Genomic DNA, 19,911 nt, shown 5'->3' on the forward strand with positions numbered 1-19,911 from the left:
AGCGAGGAGATTGAGTATGGCCGAATATCGCAATGAAAATATCGGGCACGAGCGGCGCAGCGGAACAGGCCGCATCGTGCTGATCGTCGCGATTGTCGCGGCAGTCATCGTCGGACTGCTGTTCGCGACCGGTTTCTGGACCGCCGATGTGGAAGAAGGCGCGCTGCCGGATGTCGATGTGAGCGCGACCGGAGGCGAGATGCCCGCGGTTGACGTGGATTCCAAGGAGGTTGTTGTCGGCACCAAGGAAGAAACGATCGATGTGCCGACGGTGGGTGTGAAAGACAACGGCGAGGAATAAAGCGCCGTTCCGGGTTCAAAGACGTTTTCGGGGGGGCATTTTGCCCCCCGTTTCTTTAGGCTGCAATGCCTGTCAGCCCTGCGGCTCCAGCCCCATATCCCTTAGCCAGCCGCGCCTGTGCGCGAAACGGAATACCGGATTGAGCAGCGCGTTGCTCCAGCCCGAATTGGTGGCAAAGTCGCGGCGCAAAGTGTCGTGGTGGAGCTGGTGCGCCGCAGGTGTCATTAACAGGCCGACCTGGCGCATCAGTGTGATAATCCGGGGGTTCTCCGCGCGGTGCAGCGTCCCGTGAAAATATTGCGCGAAGGTGCCCCCAATGAGCAGGCTGAGCATCCCCGCCACCGCCCACCCCGGCACGGGAAACAACAGGCAGGCCACGTTCAGCAACAGCGACAGCGGCAGGGACCCCGCCACAATCGTCGAGCCGATCTGCCGCAGCATCGTGCGCCGCCCCAGCGCATCGGGCCGGGGGTGGTGGTTCTTGAAGTCATAGACCAGCCGCTCGAAAGGGTTGAGCCGCGCCATGCTGGTGCGGAACATCCCCAGATATTCGTCACTCTCGCGCGAGCCGGTGTAGAAATAGAGCCGGTCCAGCCCCGCGCCCAGCCGCGCCGGATGATAATCCATCACCATATGCACAAGCCCGGAGATCATGTCCGCCACATACCAGCCCGCCAGTACCGCCGGGATCATCCACAGACTGAAATCGCGCGCGGCAAAGCCGAGGTTGGCGAGGCCAGACAGGATGAGCGCGAAGATGGCAAGCCGCATCAGCATGGCCGCGCTTGTACCAGCCGGAGCGGGGAGGGGGCAAGAGGAGCGAGTCTCTGTTCTAATCCCCGACCCTTCTCAACATCGCCTTCGCCGTCAGCCTTTCCGGCTGGTCGCGCCAGATGCCGCGGGTGTCGTAGACGGCTTTGCCGGTGCGTTCGTCAAGCGGCACTGATTTGAACACATCATGATCCACCAGCACGATGAAGATGCCGCAGCTCTCGATCGCGGTGTCGATGTCGATCAGCTCTGCATGCGTGTCGGCAAACTCCATCGGCAGGGCGGAGGCGTAAGGCTCGACCAGCTTTACCCGGCGGCCATAGCGGCGGGCGAGGCGGTGGGCGATTTCGAGTGCCGGGCTCTCGCGGAAGTCGTCAATATTGGGTTTGAAGGCGAGGCCCAGGCACGCGATGTCATCGTCCGGGAACGTATCTATGAGGTCAGACGCTCGCCCAAGCACATGATCGGTCTTGGAGAGGTTCACCTCGCGCGCGGTGCGGATCAGCTTCGCGTTCTCCGGATCGGCATGGACGATGAACCAGGGGTCGACCGCGATGCAGTGGCCGCCTACACCGGGGCCGGGCTGGAGGATGTTGACGCGCGGGTGGCGGTTGGCGAGGCTGATGACCTCCCACACGTCGATGCCCGCCTTGTCGGCGATCAGGCTCAGCTCGTTGGCGAAGGCGATGTTGACATCGCGGAAGCTGTTTTCGACGAGCTTCACCATCTCCGCCGCACGGGCCGACGTGGTGATGCACGCGCCGCGCACGAAGCCACGATAGAAAGACAGCGCTTTTCGCGCGCAACGCGGCGTAATGCCGCCGATGCAGCGGTCATTGTCGATCAGCTCCACAAGGATGCGGCCGGGCAGTACGCGCTCCGGGCAATAGGCGATGGCGATGTCTGCTACGCCATTGCCTGCGTGCGGCATCTTGAGATCGGGGCGCAGCTCGGCGAGCACGTCGCGCATCGCCTCGGTGGTGCCCACGGGAGAGGTGGACTCAAGGATCACGACATTGCCCGCCGCGAGGACGGGCGCGATGGTGCGGGCGGCGTTCAAGACATAGGAAATGTCCGGCGCGTTGTCCTCGCTCACCGGGGTCGGCACGGCGATGACGAAAACGTCCGACGGCTCGATCTGAAGCGAGGCGCGCAGGGTGCCGCGCGCGACCACGCCCTGCACCAGGCCATCGAGATCGACCTCCTCTATATGCACTTTGCCGCTGTTGATCGTGTCCACGACATGCGCGGATACATCGATGCCCAGGACCTTCGCGCCCGAACGCGCGATCAGTGCGGCGGTGGGCAGGCCGATATAGCCGAGGCCGATAACGGCGACCTGTTGCTCAGTGCTGGTGGGCATGTGCGATGATCCTTGCAATCTGTTCCCCCGCCGTGCCGTCGCCAAAGGGGTTGTGCGCTTTCGACATGGCGGAATAGGCCTCGCTATCGTCCAAAAGCCTGAACATTTCGGTAACGATGCGGGCGCGATCTGTGCCGACGAGGCGGGCGGTGCCTGCGGCCACGCCCTCCGGGCGCTCGGTCGTTTCGCGCATCACCAGCACCGGCTTGCCCAATGAGGGCGCTTCCTCCTGCACGCCGCCGCTGTCCGTCAAGACCAGCTCGGCCATATCGAGCAGACGGACGAAGTGGGGATAATCGAGCGGGTCGATCATCGCGACATTGTCGAGGTTCGCGAGCGCGCTGTCCATCACCGCGCGGACATTGGGGTTGGGGTGAACCGGGAATACCACGGCGACATCGGGGCGGGCGGCGATGTCTTTGATCGCGCCCGCTATCGCCTCCATCCCATGCCCAAAATTCTCGCGCCGGTGCGAGGTGACGGCGATGATGCGCTTGCCCGCAAAGCGCGCGGCCAGCGCGTCGAGGCCAGAGGCGAGAGCTGGGTCGGCATGGATGCGAGCGCGGGTGGCGAGCAGCGCGTCTATCACGGTGTTGCCGGTGATGTGGATCGAGGCGGCGTCGCGGTTTTCCGCGAGCAGGGCGTCCGCCGCCGTCTGGGTCGGCGCGAAGTTCATGTCGGCTATGCAGGCGACGACCCGGCGGTTGACCTCTTCGGGCCAGGGGTGGTGAATGTCCCCGCTGCGCAGGCCCGCCTCGACATGGCCTACGGGCACCTTGCGGTAATAGGCGGCGAGGCTGGCGACCATGGTGGTGAGCGTATCGCCATGGACGATCACGCGGTCCGGCTTTTCGGCATCGAGCGCCGCGCCGATGCTGGTGATGAGCCGCGCGGTCAGCGCATCGAGGCTCTGGTTCTCCTGCATGACATCAAGGTCGATATCCGGTACGATCCCGGCAATCTCCAGCACCTGATCGAGCAGGCCGCGATGCTGCGCGGTGACGCAGACGCGCGTGTCGATGCCCGGCTGCGCGCGCAGGGCATGCACCACGGGGAAGAGCTTGATCGCTTCCGGACGGGTGCCGAAGATGATGAGGATTTTCGCCATGAAGTCCTGATGATTAAGGTGTCGCGTTCGCCTGTACCGGCAATAGGTAAGCATCTGCTGAACATCATGACAATGTGAAGACGACACGTATGCGGTCATGACGGGATAATGGTTAAAGCTCCATTATGGATAGGGCAGCCGGAATGCATGGAAAAACAAAGAAATGAGACATATCCGCGCGCTCACGTAAACTTTTGGCAACCATTCTTCTCTACAATTTCACCTTGGATCAGAAGGTGCAAAAAAGCCGTTGATGGCTAGAGAAAACAGGAATTTCGTGAAAGCGTGGCGCAAGGCTGCCTGGTGGCTGTCCGCCGCAGACGCCGATTCGACTCCCGCCCTGCGCCATATCGGTATGGAGCAGGCGCGCGGTGCCAGCCGGGGCGTAGCGCGAACGGCCCTGCCCGTTATGGTATTGGCGCTAACGATTGGCAGCTTCTTTTCCAACCCGCACAACGCCACCCTGCTCTGGATTTTGACCGCGACACAGATCGGCATTGCTCTTGCCGCGCAGTTCCTGATGCCGTTTACGCGTTTCAGCCGCATCCAGTATCGTTCGGTCGCGGCCTGTTTCCGGGCTTTTACCACATATACCTTCTTCATCTCTCTGGGCTGGGGGCTGCTGTTCGTCACTGCCAGTCATGGCAGCGGCACCGAGCAAAAGATGGTGCTGCTCGCCACGCATGTGGGCGTGATATGCGTTGGCGGCCTGACCTTCGCGATGATCCCACGGGCGTCGCTGGTCTATATCTTCAACCTTTGGCTGCTGGCTGAGGTGCATATTTTCAGCGTACCGGGCGGCGGGCTGGTGCTGCTCGCCGCGCTGGTCACACTGTTTTCGATGATGCTGGCGCAGGCCTATCTCCAGATGGCGAAGGCCTTTGTCGAGCGGATGAAATCCGACATGGAGCGCCGCGAGACCGAGCGGCGCATGGCCGAGGCCGAGCGTCAGGAGATAGAGCGCAGCTCTGCCGCCGCGCTCGCCGCCCGTGCCCAGCGCGAAAAGGATCGTGAACGCGCGATGGCGGAACGGCAGGCGGCGATGGTGACGCTCGCCACACGCTATGAGGAGTCGGTCGCGGCGCTGGCTGAGCATCTGGACGAGGCAATCAGCGCGCTGGCGCTGGCAACGGAGAATATCAGCCATCTTAACGCCAATGCGCGCGAAAAGGCGCAACATGTGCTGGATCTCGCCACCAGTACCACCGATGCTGTCGAATCTGTCGCCCATGCCACGGGCGCGCTTAACGAATCCGCCGCCGAAATTGCCGCGGAGGCGGACGAGCAGGTTGCTATCGGGCAAGCCGCGCGCGCGGCGGGCGATAACGGCCTTGTCAGCCTTGAGGCTCTGGCGCAGCAGACCGACAATATCGGTGAGATCGTCCGCATGATCCAGGATCTGGCGGGCCAGACCGGGCTGCTCTCGCTCAATGCCACGATTGAGGCGGCACGCGCGGGCGAGGCTGGGCGCGGGTTCGTGATCGTCGCCAACGAGGTGAAGCAGCTCGCCACCCAGACGCACAATGCGGTTGCGCGCATAGACGATATTATCGAGGGGACGCGCGAGAAGATGGGCGTGGCCGACAGCGCGATGCGTTCGGTCGCGGAGACAATCGCCATGATGTCCGCGCGCGGCAGCCATATCGCCAGCGCCGTCACCGGCCAGCGCCTGACGACCTCAGAGATCAGCGAGGCGGCCGGCCGCACCGCGTCAGCCTCTCAGCAGGTGCGGATGACAGCCGACGAGGTGGCAAAAAGCGCGCGCGAGGCGGATATGCTGGCCGAGGAAATCCGCGCGATCATGGCGTCGCTGCGCGCCCGATCCGAGGCGCTGCGTAGCACCAGCAACGATTTCCTTGCTTCGTTGCGGGATGACCGAAGCGCCGCTTAGGGGGGCGTAGGACGTATCGGCTTTGCGCCGGGGCGCCCCGCCATCCGCATCGAGAGCCGTGCGGCGCCCTGAGGAGACATCGCCGCCATCAACAGCGCGGCGGACCGTTCGCGCATCTTCTTCGCGACCAGATATTGCACCTCAAGATCCAGCTGCTCGAATACCGGCGCGGCCTTGGCGGGCTTCATCGCCTGATAGATGCGGGCGAGCGTATCGAACTGGTCGGGCTGGGCAGAAGGTGAGGGCGTGCCGGGGGGCGGGGGAGCGGAGGGTGGTCCGGTTGTCGGGTCACCAGCCTGCGTGCTTGATTTGAGCGCCGATTGCAGCCGCGCCGCCGCCGCCTTCACCGCCTGTTCCTGAAGATCGATCGCGCGCGCTCGCGCCCGCGTCGCAGCGTCTCGTTTCGCCATGTCATCTGCCACCATCGCGCCCATACGGGTGGTGGGGGCGGGTTCGGCGGCGGGCGTGGCCTTTGCCTGCTCGGCAATCGCCGTACCCGCCGAAACGAGCGTGCTGCCGCCGGTCATCAGCGCGGCGACGGTGGTCATGGCCAGCAGCAGCGGTGCGCGGCGGCGGGTCATGGCGCGGGTGCCCTGGCTTTGCGGGCGCGCTTGGGGGCGGGTTCAGGCGGGGGCGGCATTTCCGGTGCGGGCGCCTCGACCGACCCCGCGCCGGACAATCGCTCCGCCATCGCGTCGGCAATGCCGATCATCACGCGCAACTCCTCGCTCAGTTCGCGCGCCGCCATCACCTCGCGCGCTACCGCCGCGCCATCTCCGCCCAGCGCCTGCCGCAGGCCGGAGAGCACATTGCGCGCCTCGCGCGTGGCGGCGTCGAGCGCCGTCACCGCCTCGCCCAGCCGCCCGTCCGCCACCATCCGCAGCCTTTGCATAAGCCGCACCGTCTGCACGATGACGCCGCCGCACAATATGGCGAGCAGCAACTGGCTCATGATCGTTACGTTCATGGTTGTTTCCCCCGGCTGATCGGTGTGGCGAGGCTGACGGCGAGGTTGCCGCGCCTTTGCCCGGCGCGCACCTGCGCCATGGTGAGGCCGCCACATTGCATGGTCATCCGCTGCGATGGCTCGGTGTGAAACGAGAGGTTCTGGCCGATCTCCAGTGCCTGCACATGCTCTAGCGGCAGCGCGATCTCGCCGAGCAGGACGGATAGCTCCACCTGCGTCGCCAGCATCTGCTGGCGCATATGATCCGGCCAGATACTCTCGCGCCCCGCCGTGTCGCCCATGAAGCGCTGGGCCAGCTTGTCGCGTACCGGCTCTATCGTCGCCTGTGGGAACATCATCGAAAAGCGCCCGCCGCGCCCGTCTATGTCCACACGAAAGGTACAAATTGCGCCGATATTGCTCGGCCGCGCGATGGCGGCGAAGCGCGGGTTTGTCTCGATCCGTTCCAGCTTGATCGTCACTGGCGCAATAGGCGCGAGCGCGGTGCTGAACTCGAAGATCGCGAGGCGCAGCACGCGCGCCACCAACGCCGTCTCGATCGTGGTGAAATCGCGCCCGTCGATCATGATCTGGGTGCCACGCTTGCCGCCCAAAAGCGCATCGACGATGGCATAGATAAGGCCGGAATCGACAGTGATGATGCCGTAATTTTCCCATTGCTCCACGCGGATGACAGCGATCATCGCGGGCAGGGTGACGCGGTCCATAAAATCGCCGAAGCGGGCGGTGGTTACATCGTCAAGGCTGATGTCGATGCTGTCCGAGGTGAGCGTGCGCATCGAGGTGGAGAGCGCGCGCACCATCCGCTCGCACACAACCTCCAGCATCGGCAGGCGCTCATGGTTGATGATCTCCGATTCCAGCACGGCGCGCAGGCCCACGCGCTGAGGCTCCGCCCCGCCGCCGCCGCCGAACAGCGCGTCGATACTGGCCTGATCGAAGGTTCCGCCTTCCGCGCCGCCGATCACAGGCGGATCGGGCAGCTTGAACTCGACAAATTCCTCGAAGTCGTCGGGCGCTTCCTCGGTCATTGCTGGACCAGATCCTGGATGAGAACATCCTTCACCATGCCTTTGCCCGCGGCCTCGGTCGCGCGGACAAGCATTTCCTCCTTGATGCGGAACACCGCGGCGGAGCCGGAAATGTCCTCCGGCCGTAATTCACGCAGGAAGGGCTGGTAGGAATCGATGATGAGCGGGAGCTTGGCCTTGAGTTTCTCGGTCTTTTCAGCCGATTTTGCCTCCAGCATGAAGCGGATCTTGAGGTAGCGCGGCTCGCCATTGGTGGTGCGCAGATTGACGATCATCGGCGGCACATCGACGAGCGGCAGTTCTCCGTCCTTGCCCTCGCTTTCTCCTTCAGCGCTTTCCTCTTCCTCGGCCTCTTCTTCCTCTGCTTCCGCATGCACTTCTTTCGCCTGCTCGCCGTAGGCGGGTTTTTCCTCACCGCCCGCCAGCATCATTGCCGCGCCGCCGCCGCCCGCGACCAGCAGCAGTGCTGCCGCGCCGCCGATCATCACCTTCTTGTTCCTGAGTAAGGCGAGCTTGCCTGCCGGGGGAGGAGGGGCATCGGGGCCGACATCGACAAGGCCGCTTGCCTCCTCCTCAGGGCTGGCGGGAGGAGGCGTGGTGTCTTCGGGTTTTTTGCGTGGAGCCATGCGGCGGTTTGTCCCTTGTCAAAAATCCGGCTGTCGCGCGCGGGCGGGCCGTCGTCCCTCCTATTATAGAGGCGAGGGGCGGCAAAAATTTCCGCCTCCAACCCAAATCCATGCAGTTTTTGCCGGGACATCGAGCGATGGACATTTCGACCTATGTTCTTTTGAGCCACGAGCAGGCGCTGCGCCGCAGGCTCGACATCGCCGCCAACAATATGGCGAACAGCGAGACGGCAGGCTTCAGGCGCGAGGCGCCGGTGTTTCACGAATATGTGGAGACGATGGAAGGGCCGCCGCCCCGCGAGGCGCCGCGCGATGCGCGCGCCACCCGCTTTGTGCAGGATTATCGCGCCAGGCTGGATACCCGCAGCGGCGCGTTCCAGCCGACAGGCAACCCGCTCGACATCATGATCGACGGGCCGGGCTGGCTCGCCGTTCACGATGCGGGGGGAGAAACCGCCTATACACGCGCGGGGTTCCTAAAGGTGAGCGAGGCGGGCGAGCTGGTGACTTCCGGTGGAGCGAAAGTGCTGGACGAGGGCGGCCAGCCAATCGCGATCCCGCCCGATGCGCTGCCCACACTGGCGATAGCGCCCGATGGCACGCTTTCCGCGCAGACGGGGCCGCTGGGGCGCATCGGCGTGACGGTGTTTGAAGATGACAGCGCGCTCAGCCAGCGCGGTGATGGATTAATGGCGGGGAGCGGTGGGCGTTCGCTCGGCGCCAACGAGACGCGCATCAGGAGCGGGGGCGTCGAAGGCTCCAACGTCCAGCCGATCAGCGAGACGACCGAGCTGATCGACATATTGCGCAGCTATCAGTCCAGCATGGCGATCAGCAAGGCGATCGACGATCTGCGCCGCGACGCGATCGGGCGGCTGGGCAGGATCGGGTAAGGAGGATTTATGCGCTCACTTTCCATCGCTTCGTCCGGCATGCTGGCGCAGCAGACCAATGTCGATGTGATTTCCCACAACATCGCCAACATGAACACCACTGGCTTCAAGCGCCAGCGGGCCGAGTTTCAGGATCTGCTCTATCAGCAGGAAACGCCACCCGGCGCAGGCAATGACGGCGCGCGCGCGCCTTCGGGCATCCAGATCGGTGCGGGGGTGAAGACCGGCGCGATCTATCGCATCGAGCAGCAGGGAGCGCTGCAACAGACCGGCAATCGCTATGACATCGCGATCGAGGGGCGCGGCTATTTCCCGGTGACGCTGCCGTCGGGCGAGACAGCATATACGCGCGACGGGTCTTTCCAGCTTTCCGACCAAGGCGAGCTGGTGAGTGCGCAGGGCTATGCCGTGCAGCCGGGCATCACGATTCCGCAGGGGACGGTGGATGTGACCATCTCGAAGACCGGGGAGGTGCAGGTGCGCACCTCAGGCAGCCCGACGCCGCAGACCGTGGGGCAGATCCAGCTCGCGACCTTCATCAACGATGCGGGTTTGCAGGCGCAGGGAGACAATCTGTTCCTCGAAAGCGCGGCATCTGGGCAGGCGAGCCTCGCCAACCCCGGCGAGCCGGGCTTTGGCACGGTGCAACAGGGCTTTGTCGAAGGGTCGAACGTCAACCCGGTGGAGGAGATCACGGCGCTGATCTCCGCCCAGCGCGCCTATGAGATGAACAGCCGGGTGGTGAAGACGGTGGACGAGATGCTCGCTGCATCGAGCCAGCTGCGGTGATTGCGGTGTTGCTTATGGCTGCTGCTGCCGGGGCTGCGGAGGCGGATGTGCTGGTGCGCCCGGTTGCGCGCGGCGAGGTGTTGGCGTCTGCGGATTTCGAGCGTGCGTCTGTGCCTGCCGCCACCGCCCGCTTTGCCCTGCGCGGGGCGGATGTGGCGGGGAAGGAGGCGCGGCGCGCGCTGGCCCTTGGCGCAACGGTGCGCGCGAGCGATATCGGGCCGCCGACGTTGGTGCGCCGGGGCGAGGGGGTGACGCTGGTCATGCGCTCCGGCCGCCTGACGATCACCGCGCCGGGCCGGGCACTGGGCGATGGCGCGGCGGGCGGGGCTGTGCGCGTGGTCAATCTCGCGACCGACCGCACGCTGGATGCGCGGGTGACAGGGCCGGGCGCGGCGGAGGTAGATGCGCCATGAGGAGATATGTCGCGCTTGGGTTGTGTATCGCCCTCACCGCCTGCGGCACATGGGGGCGGCTGAAGGATGTGGGCCGCGCGCCAGGCTTGAGCGAGACGCAGGCGCCGCCCGCGCCGGCGGCGGAGCCTTCGCTCACCCAGCTTTCCACCGCGCAGCGCGGCGGGGAGGCAGCCGATCCGCCCGTTGCCGCCTCCGCCTCGCTGTTTCGCAATGGCGCGGGCGCGCTGTTTCAGGATCAGCGCGCATCCAAAGTGGGCGACATCCTCACCATTCGCATCGACATTTCCGACAAGGCCTCTGTCAGCAACGCGACCAGCCGTTCCCGATCCGGCTCAGAGGCGGGCGGGGCGAGTGCGCTGTTCGGGCTGGAGAAGATCGTGAAGCGCGCGATCGGGGTGGACAGCAACACCCTCGTCGGCAGCAGCACGGAATCGAGCAACGACGGCAAGGGCAGCACCACGCGCAGCGAGACGATCAGCATGACGATGGCCGCGATCGTCACCGCCGTGCTGCCCAACGGCAACCTCGTCATCAAGGGGCGGCAGGAAAGCCGCGTCAACTTCGAGCTGCGCGAGCTGCTGGTGAGCGGCATCGTCCGCCCGCAGGACGTTGCGCGCGACAACAGCATCCGCCACACCCAGATCGCCGAGGCGCGGATCAGCTATGGCGGCAAGGGGCAACTCACCGACGCACAACAGGCGCGCTGGGGGCAGCAATTGCTGGATGTGTTGTCGCCGTTTTGACGAATGACATTGCACCTCTCCTCAATCGTCACCCTGGGCTTGAACCGGGGTCCCGCTTCTTACTAATCGGCACAAGCTTGGCCGCACTTTCGAAAGAATAGCGGGACCCCGGATCAAGTCCGGGGTGACGGTACTGGTTACTCCCATCTTAACCACGAATATCGCCCCGTCCATTTTGCCCCGCCTTCATCCCATCCCAGAATGAGCCTGTGCGCCGCAGTGTCGCGGGGCATCGTGGGTCGGCGTTTCCGGCTCCGGGCCGCAGAAGCGGTTCCGCTTCTCCCAGAAAGGGATCATCATGGGTTTTTCCGTCAACACCAATCTGGGCGCAATGGCCGCCCTTCAGTCCCTCAATGAAACCAACCGCGGCCTGGCGCAGGTCCAGACCCGCATCAACACCGGCCTGTCCGTCTCGTCCACCAAGGATGACTCGGCGTCCTATGCCATCGCGCAGACGCTGCGCGGTGATCTGGGTGGCCTCAAGTCCGTCAGCAGCTCGCTAAGCCGCGCCAAGAGCGTCACCGACGTGGCGATTGCGGGCGCGGAGCAGATTTCCGACGTCATCAACCAGATGAAGGCCAAGGCCTATCAGTCCGCCGACGCGGGCATCGATGCCAACAGCCGCGCGGCGATCAACTCTGACTTCGTGGCGCTGCGCGATCAGATCACCACGATCGTCAACAGCTCTGACTTCAATGGCACCAACCTGCTGCTGACAGGTGGCGGCACCGTGACGGCGCTGCAATCGGTGAAAGATGGCAATACCGGCACCGCGACATACGATCCCGACTCGCTCTCCGTGGCGAACCAGGGTCTGGACCTCGGCGGTTCGGTGGTGACTGTCGCGGCGACGGGGCAGGTGAATACGCAGGCGGCGGCGCAGGCGATGATCGACACGCTGACGACCACGCAGTCTAACCTCGCCACCTCGCTCTCGACACTGGGCGCTGCCTCGCGCAAGATCGAGGCGCAACAGACCTTCACTGGCAAGCTCAGTGATGTGGTGGAGGCCGGCATCGGCAACCTCGTCGACGCCGATCTGGCGAAGGAATCGGCGAAGTTGCAGGCGTTGCAGGTCAAGCAGCAGCTGGGCGTGCAGGCGCTGTCGATCGCCAATCAGGCGCCCTCGACGATCATCTCGTTGTTCCGTTAATATATGGTCCGGGAGGCGGCGCGCCGTCTCCCGGCCTTCCGTGTTCCGGGAGGCCATGATGTATTCACGCACCCGCGATATCGAAGACCGGCAGGGCACCTGCCTGCGCGTTAGTATCTCCACGCGGCCCCATGGCGCGCTGGTGAGCCTGGAGCGGCGCGACCAGCCGCACCGCCCCTGCGCGCAGCTCAGCCTATATGGGGCAGAGATATTATCGGGCTTTCTGATGTCCGCGCGCCTGTCTGCCCCGCACCCGATGCCGGACGAAGAGACAGACACACCTCACCCGGCGCGCTTTCGCCTCGATTGCGCGGGCGAAGCGCGCGTGGTGATCGAGCAGGACGAGCGCTTCCCCCTCGCGATAGGCGCGCAGCTATGGGACCGGCTCTATGCCGAGCTGTGCCTCGTCATCGCCCATGGCCGCGCGCGCAGCGAGGCTGGGGATAGGTATAATCCCGTAGGGGTTCTTCACTGATTGGCAAGCAGTGCCGGAGGGATCAGTCTTCATCCCATAGGACGCAGCCGGTCAAAAAACCCTTCGGGCGCAAGAGCACAGATGAGGGCGAACAATCGGGGGAGAGCGTTCCCATGAATATGCTGAACCATCCAGATCCGCGCGGTGCGTGGCCGCTGGAGCAAGAGACGCAGTTCTCGCATTATGATCTGACGATCCGGGTGACAGTGAATGACCCCGCCATGCTCTGGCGCAGGGCGGCGGCGCATCTATTGACCTTTGGCGGGGTGGACGAGGCGGCGCTGGAGGAGACGATCGGCTCCGCCGAAGATCCGAGCGTTGCCGATTGCCTCGCCGCCATCCTTGGCCCGATGCCGATCGAGGGGTTGCGTTATGAAATGTTCTCCATCCGCAGTGCTGCAGGCAATGACAGGCCACAACCTATGCTGTGCGGCGGATAGCTTTCCCCCCACCGGTGCGGGTCAGGCCCCTTTGATTGGCCCGTGTCGCATCCCGGCTCTCTTCGTCCCGCCCACATAGGCGGAGGGAGCCGGGATTTTCCTTATGTGCATACTCTACCGAAAAAAGGAGCCAGCGGGCATGCGTGGGGGGACAAGGCCCACTGGCTCCGTCTGCACGCGGTCTGAAAGCGCTTCAGCGCGTGGGCGGAGCAGCATCCCGTTCGTGGGGACTGGACTGGCTGGAATGACACTCCGTTCGATTATTATAGGATGGACGCGCTATCCGGTGGCACCGGCGGCGGTAAAATTCCGCACATCAGAAAACGGGATGGTACGGCCATTGATCGTCAGAGTTATGCCATCTTCGGTACGGTTGACGGCGTTGACCGTTCCCGATGCGCTGAGTGTGGCGGTGACGGGCTTGCCATTGGCGTCGCGCGCATCGAGCGCGAGTGTGTAGCCGCCTTCGGGTGCGGTTCCGCCTGTGGAGAGCGCGCCATCCCACAACAGCCCGCGCGCATCGGGGCTGAGCGTGCGGCGCTCGACCTCGCGCCCGGCCGCGTCGCGTATGCTGGCGACGAGGCTGGCTGGCGCGCCGTCTGTCTCCCATGTCCAGTGTGCGGGGGTGGAGGCAGTGAGGCCCGCCTGCGCGCCAGCATAGGCGGCCTGGCGGCCGATCAGAGTGGAGGCCTGCATCATGTCCTGGCTGCCGAGGCGGGCGAGAATGTCTTTCAGCGCGCCGGTTTGCTGTATGGACTGCTCGACCTGGCTATATTGCACCAGCTGCTGCGTATATTGGCTGCTGTCCATCGGCGAGAGCGGATCCTGATTTTGCATCTGGGTGGTGAGCAGGCGCAGGAACATTGTGTAGTCGCTGGAGAGCTTGGATAGCGCGCCGTCCTGAGGCGGGGCGGGCGGAGATGTGGTGATCGGGTTAGCCGTCATGCGCGTTTCCTTCAGGCGATGAGGTTGAGGGAGCCGCTTATGCGCAGGCGGCGAAACTCTGGCGCGGGGACGGGCGAAGCCTCATCCGCAGTGAGTGGAAGCGCATCGGGAAGGCTCGGCGGCTGGCTATATGTCTGCCGTTCGCGCCCGCTGCTCTGGCTCTGTGCGCTGAAGCTGAAGGATTGCGCATCGGTGCCGATGCCTGCCTGCCCCAGCGCGCGGCTGAGGTCTGCGCTGTCCCGCCGCAACAGGTCGAGCGTGGCGGGCTGGCTTGCGGCGACCACGGCGCGCAGCGGGCCGCCGTCCTCGAAGCTCAGCGTCACCTCTATGCGGCCATGATCGGGCGGATCGAGCCGCAGGGAAAGCGTTTCCGCCGAACCGCTGTCGCCCCGACTGACGTGGCGGGCGATCGCGATGCCCAGCTCCTCTCCGAAGCGGCCGGGAGCGGTAGAGATGGTCGGTGTGGCCGCGCGGGCGGGCGCGGAGGGCGTCGTCGGCTGGTCGGTCAATGCCAGTGTCGGGGAGGGGGCGGCGCTTGTGGTGTCGTCCCGTTGCTCAGGGGAGGAAGGTACAAGACCCGGTTGGCTTGGTGCCTGTTGCCCCTTCAGGTCTGAAAGCGAGGATGTGACGAGGGTCGCATCCTGCCGCTTGGGTCCGGTCTGAAGGGTGCGGGGGGGTGTTTCCGGATCGGTCGCTGGGAGGTCTTCAGGCGGGGGAGGTGCGACCGTCGGCTGATGCTGGGCAGGTGGGGGTGTGGGGGCAGCGATAGCGGGCTGAATGGGAGGGGTGAAAAGGGCGACGGGATCGTCAGCGTCTGACGGGATTTCGCTCTTCTCGCCGTCGGTTTCGGTCACGGCATCTGGCTGCGTTTCGGCCTCTGTCGGGATTCCCACCGCTACCATTGCCAGTGGTATCGAGCTGGCTTGCGGCGGTATGATGGGCGAAGGCGAGGCTGGGCTTTCCGCTTCCATGGGCGGAGGCTTTGGGAGCGCTACTGTGGCGCGCGCCGCCCCCGGCACCTGCGGCGTCTGGATTTCGCTACCTTCGATTCCGCCCAGGATCTGGGCGAAACCGGGCAGGACACCGCCTTCCGCCGCCACGGGCACTGTCGGGGCGACCGATCCGGGCATAGTCGCCGCAGGCGCGGGCGCACCGGCGGCGGGGGCAGGGGGCGATGCGGCATCGGTCATGGTCACTCCTTCGCTGCTTTCATTATAGGCGGGGCCGGCGCTCATCCGATCATCCCCAAAGTGCGGATGCGGGCGCGGGGGTGGACCTCGTTCTGCGAGAGCACGACCGTCGCCGGGCGCACGCGCTCGATGATCGAGCGCACGAACGGGCGGATCATCGGATTGGTGAGGATGCAGGGAATTTCGCCCTCGCCTGCCATGCGGTCATAGGCCTCGCGCACATTGGCGATGAAGCCTTGCAGCGAGGAGGGCGCCATCGCCAGATGCCGCTCCTCGCCCTCGCCGACGATGCTCTCGGTAAATTCCTGATCCCACCGACCGGACAGGGTAAGGATCGGGATCGCACCGTCGCGCATGTGCGTGGTGCTGATCTGGCGAGCTAGGCGGGCGCGCACATGCTCGGTCATCTGCGTGAGGTTGTGGGTGAGCGGCGCGGCCTCGGCGATGCCTTCGAGGATGGTCGGCAAGTCGCGGATCGAGACGCCTTCGGACAGCAGATTTTGCAGAACGCGCTGGATGCCGGAGATGGAGATGCGGGCGGGCACGATGTCCGCCACCAGCTTTTCCATGTCCTTGTGCAGCTCGGACAGCAGCTTTGCCGTCTCGGTGTAGCTCAACAGGTCGGCGATGTTGTCTTTTACGATTTCGGTCAGGTGCGTGGTGATGACGGTGCCGGGGTCGACCATGGTGAGGCCACGGAAGCCCGCTTCCTCGCGCAGCTCCCGCCCAATCCATAAGGCAGGCAGGCCGAACACCGGCTCGCGCGTTTCCTCGCCGGAGAGGCCGAGGTCGCCGCCATCAGGATTGATGACGAGCAGCCGGTCTATCCGCGCTTCGCCGCGCCCCATCTCTGCCTCGCGCAGGGTGATCACATAGTCGTTCGCGCCGAGCGCCATATTGTCGAGGATGCGCACTGGCGGCAGCACGAAGCCATAGTCGAGCGCCATCTGGCGGCGGAGCGCGCGCACCTGATCGTCGAGACGCTGCTCCGCGCCGCCCTCGTTGACGAGCGGGAGGAGAGCGTAGCCGATCTCGACGCGCACCGGATCAATGCTAAGCGTTTGAGCTATCGGCTCCTCGGCAAGGGGTGGCGGGGCGGATGCGGCGGCTTCCTCGGCGCGTTGCGCTATCAAACGCGCCTCCGCTCGCTTACCCAGCTCTCGCGCGGCCCAGCCGGTTGCCCCGGCGAGCAGCGCGAAGGGCAGGAACGGCAGGCCGGGCAACAGCGCCAGCGTGCCGAGCAGCACCGCCGTCATCCCGAAGGCCTTGGGGAAGCGGCCCAATTGGTCTGAAAGCGCCGCGCCGGTGCGCCCGCTCATCCCGCCCTTCGAGACGAGCAGCCCGGCGGCGGTGGAGACGATCAGTGCCGGAATCTGGCTCACCAGCCCGTCGCCCACGGTGAGGATGGTATAGGTGTTGAACGCGGTGACGAAATCCACGCCGTGGATCGCGACGCCGATGATCAGGCCGACCACGATATTGATTGCGGTGATGAGCAGGCCCGCCACCGCATCGCCCTTCACAAATTTTGACGCACCATCCATCGCGCCGAAGAAGCCGCTTTCGGCCTCCAGCTCGGTGCGGCGGGCGCGGGCGGTGGTCTCGTCAATCATTCCGGCGTTCAAATCCGCGTCGATTGCCATCTGCTTGCCGGGCATGGCATCCAAGGAAAAGCGCGCAGCGACTTCCGCGATGCGCCCCGCGCCCTTGGTGATGACGATGAAGTTGATGACGATGAGGATGAGGAAGATGGTGAGGCCGATCACGGTCTGCCCGCCCATCAGAAATTCGCCAAACGCCGCGATCACGCCCCCCGCCGCGTGGACTCCCTCATGCCCGTGGCCGAGGATCAGGCGCGTGGAGGCAAGGTTGAGGCCGAGGCGCAGCATGGTGGCGATCAGCAGGATCGTCGGGAAGGCGGAGAGTTCCAGCGGCTTTTCGATGAACAGCGCCGTCATCAGGATCATCACCGAGAGAGCGATCGAGATAGTGAGGCCTATGTCGAGCAGGAACGGCGGCATCGGCAATATGAGCATGCCGATGATCGCGATGACGGCGAGCGCTAAAGCAAGATCGCGCTCGCCGCCCAAGCGCTGGAGAAGGGAGAGGAAGCGCTCTCGCATCGTCTAGCGCACCCGGAACCCTGCCGCCTCGAACTCGCGCAGCTTGTTGCGCATCGTTCGCACCGAAATGCCGAGAATGGCCGACGCTGAAGTGCGATTGCCGCGGCAGCTGTCGAGCGTCTTGAGGATCAGCGCGCGCTCGACGGCGGAGACGCTCTGGCCCACGAGCGCCTCGATGCCGCGCGGATCGTGCTCGTCCCGCTCCTGCGTTGCCACCAGCATCAGCGCGGCGGCGATCAGCTCCCGGTCGGGCGGCAGCGGCACATAATCGCGCGCGCCCGCGCGGATCGCGGCGACGGCCTGCTCGGCGGTTGCTTCCACCCCGCAGGCGACGACGGGCGTGCTGAGGCTTTCCGCGCGCAGGTCGGCGATGAGGGCGGGCACATCGAGGCGCACGTCGATCATCGCGAGATCGGTCGCGCCGCAGCGCAGATGAGCGAGCGCGGCCTCGCGGCTGGCGGCCAAGGCAACGCCCGCGCCCGCGCCCAGCGCCATCTCCGCCGCGCGGGAGAGTTCGCTCCCCGGCGCACCAGCCAGCAGCAGGCGGACGGCTCGGTTCATGCGTCGCTCTTCACGATTTCGGTCAGCGTCACGCCAAGCAGCCCGTCGATCATCACGATCTCGCCGCGCGCGATAATGCGGTCATTCACCAAAATGTCGATCGGTTCGCCCACGCGGCGATCCAGCTCGAACACATGGCCGGGGTGCATCGAGACGAGCTCGGAAATGGGCATGCGCGCGCGGCCCAGCACCGCCTGCACGCGCACCGGCACGTCATAAACGGCCTCCAGCGAGGGCGCGCCGTCCTCGTCCAGCTCAGGCGCGAAGGCGGAGCGGAGCGGGAGGTCCATGCCGGGCGGGTCGGGCAGATCGTCGAATGCCAGCTCGGTGCCCATGTCGAACCCTGCCGCCTCTTCGGTTTCGGGCGGAAGCACTTCTCCCTCGGCTGGCGGCTGGGCGGCGGCGTCCTCCGGCTCTTCGGGCGGGATTTCGGGCGGATCGGCGGGATTGTCCATCATCGCGTCCTCATGCGTTCATCCACTGGCGGATCACCGAGGCGGACTCGGCGGGGTTGCTGGCGATCGTCTCGCCGATGCGCTTCAGCGAACTGGCCTTGATGCCTCCCTCCACCTGCGCCAGCGCGATCTCCTGATCGAGCGCGGCCATGTGAGACGGGTTGGCGAGGCTAGGCGGCGCAGGGAGCGCGGGGTCGCCCTCCAGCGCGGGCAGCATCGTGTCACCATTGGCGTCTGGCTCCATCGTGTCGGCTGCGCGCCGGCCGGAGAGCAGGGCGGCGCTTCCATTAGCATCTCCGCCGCCGCCCGAACGCACTATCCTGAGCACCATCAGCCCCACGCCCGCCACCAGCAGCAGTTCGAGCATCGGCAATATCTGGGCGGTCGGGACATAGCGCATGATGTCCAGACCCGCGCCTTCCTCCTCGGCTGTCGGCGTGAACGGCATTGCCTCCACCACCACGCTGTCGCCGCGCTCGGCGTCATAACCCACAGCGTTCTCCACCAGCCGGGTGAGCTTCTGCATCTGGTCTGCAGGCAGGCTTTTCTTGGCGCCGGGGTCGATGGAGACGGCGACAGACAACCGCTTGATGCTGCCCGGCCCGGTGGCAGTTACGGTGTCGGTGCGGCTGTTGTCGTAGGTGACGTCCTCCGATGTTTCGTTGGCGCGGGACTGGGTTTGTGTGCCGCCTGAGGCCGGGCCGGACGCCCCGCCGGTGGGGAGCTGGTTGCCGACGGTCACGCCGCCGTCGCCCGCCTGGCTCTCCTGATTCTGGTTGCCGCTCTCGACGCTGATCTGGCGGGAGATGACCTGCGCGTCGGGATCGAACATGCGCGCTTCCTCGCGTTTTTGCGCGCGGTCCAGCTCGGCGGAAACCTCGGCGCGCACCTTGCCCGCGCCGACGATTGGCTCCAGCAGTTGCTCGATCTGGCCGCGCAGCCGCTGTTCCAAAGCCAGTTGCCGCTCGTCGATCTCCTGCCCTCCCGCTGACCCCGCCTCGCCCGCGCGCGCCAGCAGCCGCCCCTGCGCGTCGATGATCGACACGGCTTCGGGGCTGAGTTCGGGCACGGCGGCGGCGACGAGGCTGCGGATCGCCTCGATATTCTCGCCCGACAGGCGGCTGCGGGTTTTCACCGTCACGGCGGCGGATGCCTTGCGCTCCTCGCGCGCGAAGATCGCCTTGTCGGGCATCACGATATGCACGCGCGCGGCGCTCACCGCCTGAAGCGTCGAGATGGAGCGCGCCAGCTCGCCCTCGATCGCGCGCGTCTCGTTCATTTTCTCGCGCGCGGCGGACATGCCGAAGGGCTGCTCGGCATCCAGCACCTCATAGCCGATCTTGCCGCCCAGCTGCTCACCCGCAAGGGTCATGCGCAGCTCTGCCAGCCGGTCCTGCGGGGCGAGGATCGCGGTGCCGTCTGCCGAGAGCTGGAATTCGATGTTCTGGGCCTTGAGCTTTTCGGAAATCGCCTGCGCGGAGGAAGGATCAAGATCGGTGTAGAGATAGGCGAGGCCCGCCGATGAGGGGCGCAGCGCCAGCATCACGAGGCCGATGACCAGCGCGAGGCCGACCGCGCCAATCACCAGCGCGCGCCCGCGCCCCAGCTGCGCCAGCAATGTTGCCAAAAATTCCAAGTGCCGACCCGAAGTCCGTTTATGCGCGGCCCCTGCC

22 protein-coding genes are annotated in these 19,911 nt (G+C 65.5%); 9 read left to right on the plus strand and 13 right to left on the minus strand.

The genetic code is table 11. The annotated features are described in order from the left end of the window. Positions 1 to 16: 16 nt before the first annotated feature. Positions 17 to 301 carry a hypothetical protein gene (locus EQG66_RS06220; RefSeq protein ID WP_129403732.1) on the plus strand — a complete coding sequence of 95 codons (285 nt, stop codon included), beginning with the start codon at positions 17 to 19 and terminating at the stop codon, positions 299 to 301. A gap of 72 nt (positions 302 to 373) precedes the next feature. Here EQG66_RS06220 and EQG66_RS06225 read toward each other — a convergent pair whose 3' ends face one another. From EQG66_RS06225 to wecB, 3 genes are read right to left on the minus strand one after another with little or no spacing between them, the layout of a single operon-like run. Next, positions 374 to 1,078 carry a fatty acid desaturase CarF family protein gene (locus tag EQG66_RS06225; protein ID WP_129403733.1) on the minus strand — a complete coding sequence of 235 codons (705 nt, stop codon included), beginning with the start codon at positions 1,076 to 1,078 and terminating at the stop codon, positions 374 to 376. Between the two features lie 55 nt (positions 1,079 to 1,133). Further along, a complete protein-coding gene (gene wecC / locus EQG66_RS06230) occupies positions 1,134 to 2,435 on the minus strand; it encodes a UDP-N-acetyl-D-mannosamine dehydrogenase (protein ID WP_129403734.1) in 1,302 nt (433 codons plus the stop codon). Continuing rightward, positions 2,419 to 3,543, minus strand: coding sequence for a non-hydrolyzing UDP-N-acetylglucosamine 2-epimerase (gene wecB, locus EQG66_RS06235; RefSeq protein ID WP_129403735.1), 1,125 nt, complete (start codon positions 3,541 to 3,543; stop codon positions 2,419 to 2,421). The genes wecC and wecB overlap by 17 nt, the downstream gene beginning before the upstream one ends. 277 nt (positions 3,544 to 3,820) lie before the next feature. Between wecB and EQG66_RS06240 the strand changes: the two genes are divergently transcribed. Continuing rightward, positions 3,821 to 5,434 (plus strand): methyl-accepting chemotaxis protein, encoded by a 1,614-nt coding sequence (locus tag EQG66_RS06240; protein ID WP_164975609.1) that lies wholly within the window; start codon positions 3,821 to 3,823, stop codon positions 5,432 to 5,434. Here the strand turns inward: EQG66_RS06240 and EQG66_RS06245 are convergent. Genes EQG66_RS06245 through EQG66_RS06260 form a run of 4 tightly spaced genes read right to left on the minus strand, consistent with a single transcriptional unit; the run spans position 5,431 to position 8,058 of the window. Next, positions 5,431 to 6,015 (minus strand): MotE family protein, encoded by a 585-nt coding sequence (locus EQG66_RS06245; RefSeq protein ID WP_129403737.1) that lies wholly within the window; start codon positions 6,013 to 6,015, stop codon positions 5,431 to 5,433. The two genes, EQG66_RS06240 and EQG66_RS06245, sit on opposite strands and share 4 nt — an antisense overlap. Then, positions 6,012 to 6,401, minus strand: a complete 390-nt coding sequence (locus EQG66_RS06250) for a DUF6468 domain-containing protein (RefSeq protein ID WP_129403738.1) — start codon at positions 6,399 to 6,401, stop codon at positions 6,012 to 6,014. The genes EQG66_RS06245 and EQG66_RS06250 overlap by 4 nt, the downstream gene beginning before the upstream one ends. Then, positions 6,398 to 7,432 (minus strand): flagellar motor switch protein FliM, encoded by a 1,035-nt coding sequence (gene fliM, locus EQG66_RS06255; RefSeq protein WP_129403739.1) that lies wholly within the window; start codon positions 7,430 to 7,432, stop codon positions 6,398 to 6,400. Before fliM ends, EQG66_RS06250 begins: the two co-directional genes overlap by 4 nt. After that, positions 7,429 to 8,058 carry a flagellar basal body-associated FliL family protein gene (locus tag EQG66_RS06260; protein ID WP_245987900.1) on the minus strand — a complete coding sequence of 210 codons (630 nt, stop codon included), beginning with the start codon at positions 8,056 to 8,058 and terminating at the stop codon, positions 7,429 to 7,431. Before EQG66_RS06260 ends, fliM begins: the two co-directional genes overlap by 4 nt. A gap of 137 nt (positions 8,059 to 8,195) precedes the next feature. Here EQG66_RS06260 and EQG66_RS06265 point away from each other — a divergent pair, with 137 nt between their 5' ends. From EQG66_RS06265 to EQG66_RS06295, 7 genes are all read left to right on the plus strand, one after another. Beyond that, positions 8,196 to 8,951 (plus strand): flagellar hook basal-body protein, encoded by a 756-nt coding sequence (locus EQG66_RS06265; RefSeq protein WP_129403740.1) that lies wholly within the window; start codon positions 8,196 to 8,198, stop codon positions 8,949 to 8,951. Positions 8,952 to 8,960: 9 nt separating this feature from the next. Next, positions 8,961 to 9,740 carry a flagellar basal-body rod protein FlgG gene (flgG, locus tag EQG66_RS06270; RefSeq protein ID WP_129403741.1) on the plus strand — a complete coding sequence of 260 codons (780 nt, stop codon included), beginning with the start codon at positions 8,961 to 8,963 and terminating at the stop codon, positions 9,738 to 9,740. Between the two features lie 14 nt (positions 9,741 to 9,754). After that, positions 9,755 to 10,153: a flagellar basal body P-ring formation chaperone FlgA gene (gene flgA, locus EQG66_RS06275; RefSeq protein WP_129403742.1), complete on the plus strand. Its 399-nt coding sequence runs from the start codon at positions 9,755 to 9,757 to the stop codon at positions 10,151 to 10,153. Then, positions 10,150 to 10,896 (plus strand): flagellar basal body L-ring protein FlgH, encoded by a 747-nt coding sequence (gene flgH, locus EQG66_RS06280; RefSeq protein WP_129403743.1) that lies wholly within the window; start codon positions 10,150 to 10,152, stop codon positions 10,894 to 10,896. Before flgA ends, flgH begins: the two co-directional genes overlap by 4 nt. A gap of 298 nt (positions 10,897 to 11,194) precedes the next feature. Beyond that, positions 11,195 to 12,049 carry a flagellin gene (locus tag EQG66_RS06285; protein WP_129403744.1) on the plus strand — a complete coding sequence of 285 codons (855 nt, stop codon included), beginning with the start codon at positions 11,195 to 11,197 and terminating at the stop codon, positions 12,047 to 12,049. Positions 12,050 to 12,104: 55 nt separating this feature from the next. Then, positions 12,105 to 12,524, plus strand: a complete 420-nt coding sequence (locus tag EQG66_RS15555; protein ID WP_245987902.1) for a hypothetical protein — start codon at positions 12,105 to 12,107, stop codon at positions 12,522 to 12,524. Between the two features lie 113 nt (positions 12,525 to 12,637). Further along, on the plus strand, positions 12,638 to 12,964 hold the full coding sequence (locus tag EQG66_RS06295; RefSeq protein ID WP_129403745.1) for a hypothetical protein: 327 nt from the start codon (positions 12,638 to 12,640) through the stop codon (positions 12,962 to 12,964). 279 nt (positions 12,965 to 13,243) lie between these two features. Here the strand turns inward: EQG66_RS06295 and EQG66_RS06300 are convergent, their stop codons facing one another. Genes EQG66_RS06300 through fliF form a run of 6 tightly spaced genes read right to left on the minus strand, consistent with a single transcriptional unit; the run spans position 13,244 to position 19,874 of the window. Next, positions 13,244 to 13,909, minus strand: a complete 666-nt coding sequence (locus tag EQG66_RS06300; protein ID WP_129403746.1) for a flagellar hook assembly protein FlgD — start codon at positions 13,907 to 13,909, stop codon at positions 13,244 to 13,246. An 11-nt stretch (positions 13,910 to 13,920) separates the two neighbouring features. After that, complete coding sequence (locus tag EQG66_RS06305) at positions 13,921 to 15,099, minus strand: flagellar hook-length control protein FliK (RefSeq protein ID WP_164975610.1); 1,179 nt, start codon at positions 15,097 to 15,099, stop codon at positions 13,921 to 13,923. Positions 15,100 to 15,140: 41 nt separating this feature from the next. Continuing rightward, the gene (flhA, locus tag EQG66_RS06310) at positions 15,141 to 17,222 is read right to left on the minus strand and encodes a flagellar biosynthesis protein FlhA (RefSeq protein WP_129403748.1); all 2,082 of its coding nucleotides are present in this window, start codon (positions 17,220 to 17,222) and stop codon (positions 15,141 to 15,143) included. 3 nt (positions 17,223 to 17,225) lie between these two features. Then, the gene (locus EQG66_RS15560; protein ID WP_129403749.1) at positions 17,226 to 17,783 is read right to left on the minus strand and encodes a helix-turn-helix domain-containing protein; all 558 of its coding nucleotides are present in this window, start codon (positions 17,781 to 17,783) and stop codon (positions 17,226 to 17,228) included. Beyond that, positions 17,780 to 18,241, minus strand: coding sequence for a flagellar motor switch protein FliN (fliN, locus tag EQG66_RS06320; RefSeq protein ID WP_245987904.1), 462 nt, complete (start codon positions 18,239 to 18,241; stop codon positions 17,780 to 17,782). Before fliN ends, EQG66_RS15560 begins: the two co-directional genes overlap by 4 nt. Positions 18,242 to 18,248: 7 nt before the next feature. Beyond that, positions 18,249 to 19,874 carry a flagellar basal-body MS-ring/collar protein FliF gene (gene fliF / locus EQG66_RS06325; protein ID WP_245987905.1) on the minus strand — a complete coding sequence of 542 codons (1,626 nt, stop codon included), beginning with the start codon at positions 19,872 to 19,874 and terminating at the stop codon, positions 18,249 to 18,251. Positions 19,875 to 19,911: the final 37 nt, after the last annotated feature.

This window comes from Sphingobium fluviale (assembly GCF_004122115.1).
Taxonomy (GTDB): Bacteria; Pseudomonadota; Alphaproteobacteria; order Sphingomonadales; family Sphingomonadaceae; genus Sphingobium; species Sphingobium fluviale.

What these genes read in the sequence shown, in the direction of transcription:
- flgH (WP_129403743.1), top strand. Translation starts at nt 10,150, where the DNA reads ATGAGGAGATATGTCGCGCTTGGGTTGTGTATCGCCCTCACCGCCTGC.
- EQG66_RS06260 (WP_245987900.1), bottom strand. Translation starts at nt 8,058, where the DNA reads ATGGCTCCACGCAAAAAACCCGAAGACACCACGCCTCCTCCCGCCAGC.
- EQG66_RS15555 (WP_245987902.1), top strand. Translation starts at nt 12,105, where the DNA reads ATGATGTATTCACGCACCCGCGATATCGAAGACCGGCAGGGCACCTGC.
- EQG66_RS15560 (WP_129403749.1), bottom strand. Translation starts at nt 17,783, where the DNA reads ATGAACCGAGCCGTCCGCCTGCTGCTGGCTGGTGCGCCGGGGAGCGAA.
- EQG66_RS06305 (WP_164975610.1), bottom strand. Translation starts at nt 15,099, where the DNA reads ATGACCGATGCCGCATCGCCCCCTGCCCCCGCCGCCGGTGCGCCCGCG.
- flgG (WP_129403741.1), top strand. Translation starts at nt 8,961, where the DNA reads ATGCGCTCACTTTCCATCGCTTCGTCCGGCATGCTGGCGCAGCAGACC.
- fliN (WP_245987904.1), bottom strand. Translation starts at nt 18,241, where the DNA reads ATGATGGACAATCCCGCCGATCCGCCCGAAATCCCGCCCGAAGAGCCG.
- EQG66_RS06285 (WP_129403744.1), top strand. Translation starts at nt 11,195, where the DNA reads ATGGGTTTTTCCGTCAACACCAATCTGGGCGCAATGGCCGCCCTTCAG.
- EQG66_RS06265 (WP_129403740.1), top strand. Translation starts at nt 8,196, where the DNA reads ATGGACATTTCGACCTATGTTCTTTTGAGCCACGAGCAGGCGCTGCGC.
- EQG66_RS06300 (WP_129403746.1), bottom strand. Translation starts at nt 13,909, where the DNA reads ATGACGGCTAACCCGATCACCACATCTCCGCCCGCCCCGCCTCAGGAC.
- wecC (WP_129403734.1), bottom strand. Translation starts at nt 2,435, where the DNA reads ATGCCCACCAGCACTGAGCAACAGGTCGCCGTTATCGGCCTCGGCTAT.
- wecB (WP_129403735.1), bottom strand. Translation starts at nt 3,543, where the DNA reads ATGGCGAAAATCCTCATCATCTTCGGCACCCGTCCGGAAGCGATCAAG.
- flhA (WP_129403748.1), bottom strand. Translation starts at nt 17,222, where the DNA reads ATGCGAGAGCGCTTCCTCTCCCTTCTCCAGCGCTTGGGCGGCGAGCGC.
- EQG66_RS06245 (WP_129403737.1), bottom strand. Translation starts at nt 6,015, where the DNA reads ATGACCCGCCGCCGCGCACCGCTGCTGCTGGCCATGACCACCGTCGCC.
- EQG66_RS06295 (WP_129403745.1), top strand. Translation starts at nt 12,638, where the DNA reads ATGAATATGCTGAACCATCCAGATCCGCGCGGTGCGTGGCCGCTGGAG.
- EQG66_RS06220 (WP_129403732.1), top strand. Translation starts at nt 17, where the DNA reads ATGGCCGAATATCGCAATGAAAATATCGGGCACGAGCGGCGCAGCGGA.
- flgA (WP_129403742.1), top strand. Translation starts at nt 9,755, where the DNA reads ATGGCTGCTGCTGCCGGGGCTGCGGAGGCGGATGTGCTGGTGCGCCCG.
- fliM (WP_129403739.1), bottom strand. Translation starts at nt 7,432, where the DNA reads ATGACCGAGGAAGCGCCCGACGACTTCGAGGAATTTGTCGAGTTCAAG.
- EQG66_RS06250 (WP_129403738.1), bottom strand. Translation starts at nt 6,401, where the DNA reads ATGAACGTAACGATCATGAGCCAGTTGCTGCTCGCCATATTGTGCGGC.
- EQG66_RS06225 (WP_129403733.1), bottom strand. Translation starts at nt 1,078, where the DNA reads ATGCTGATGCGGCTTGCCATCTTCGCGCTCATCCTGTCTGGCCTCGCC.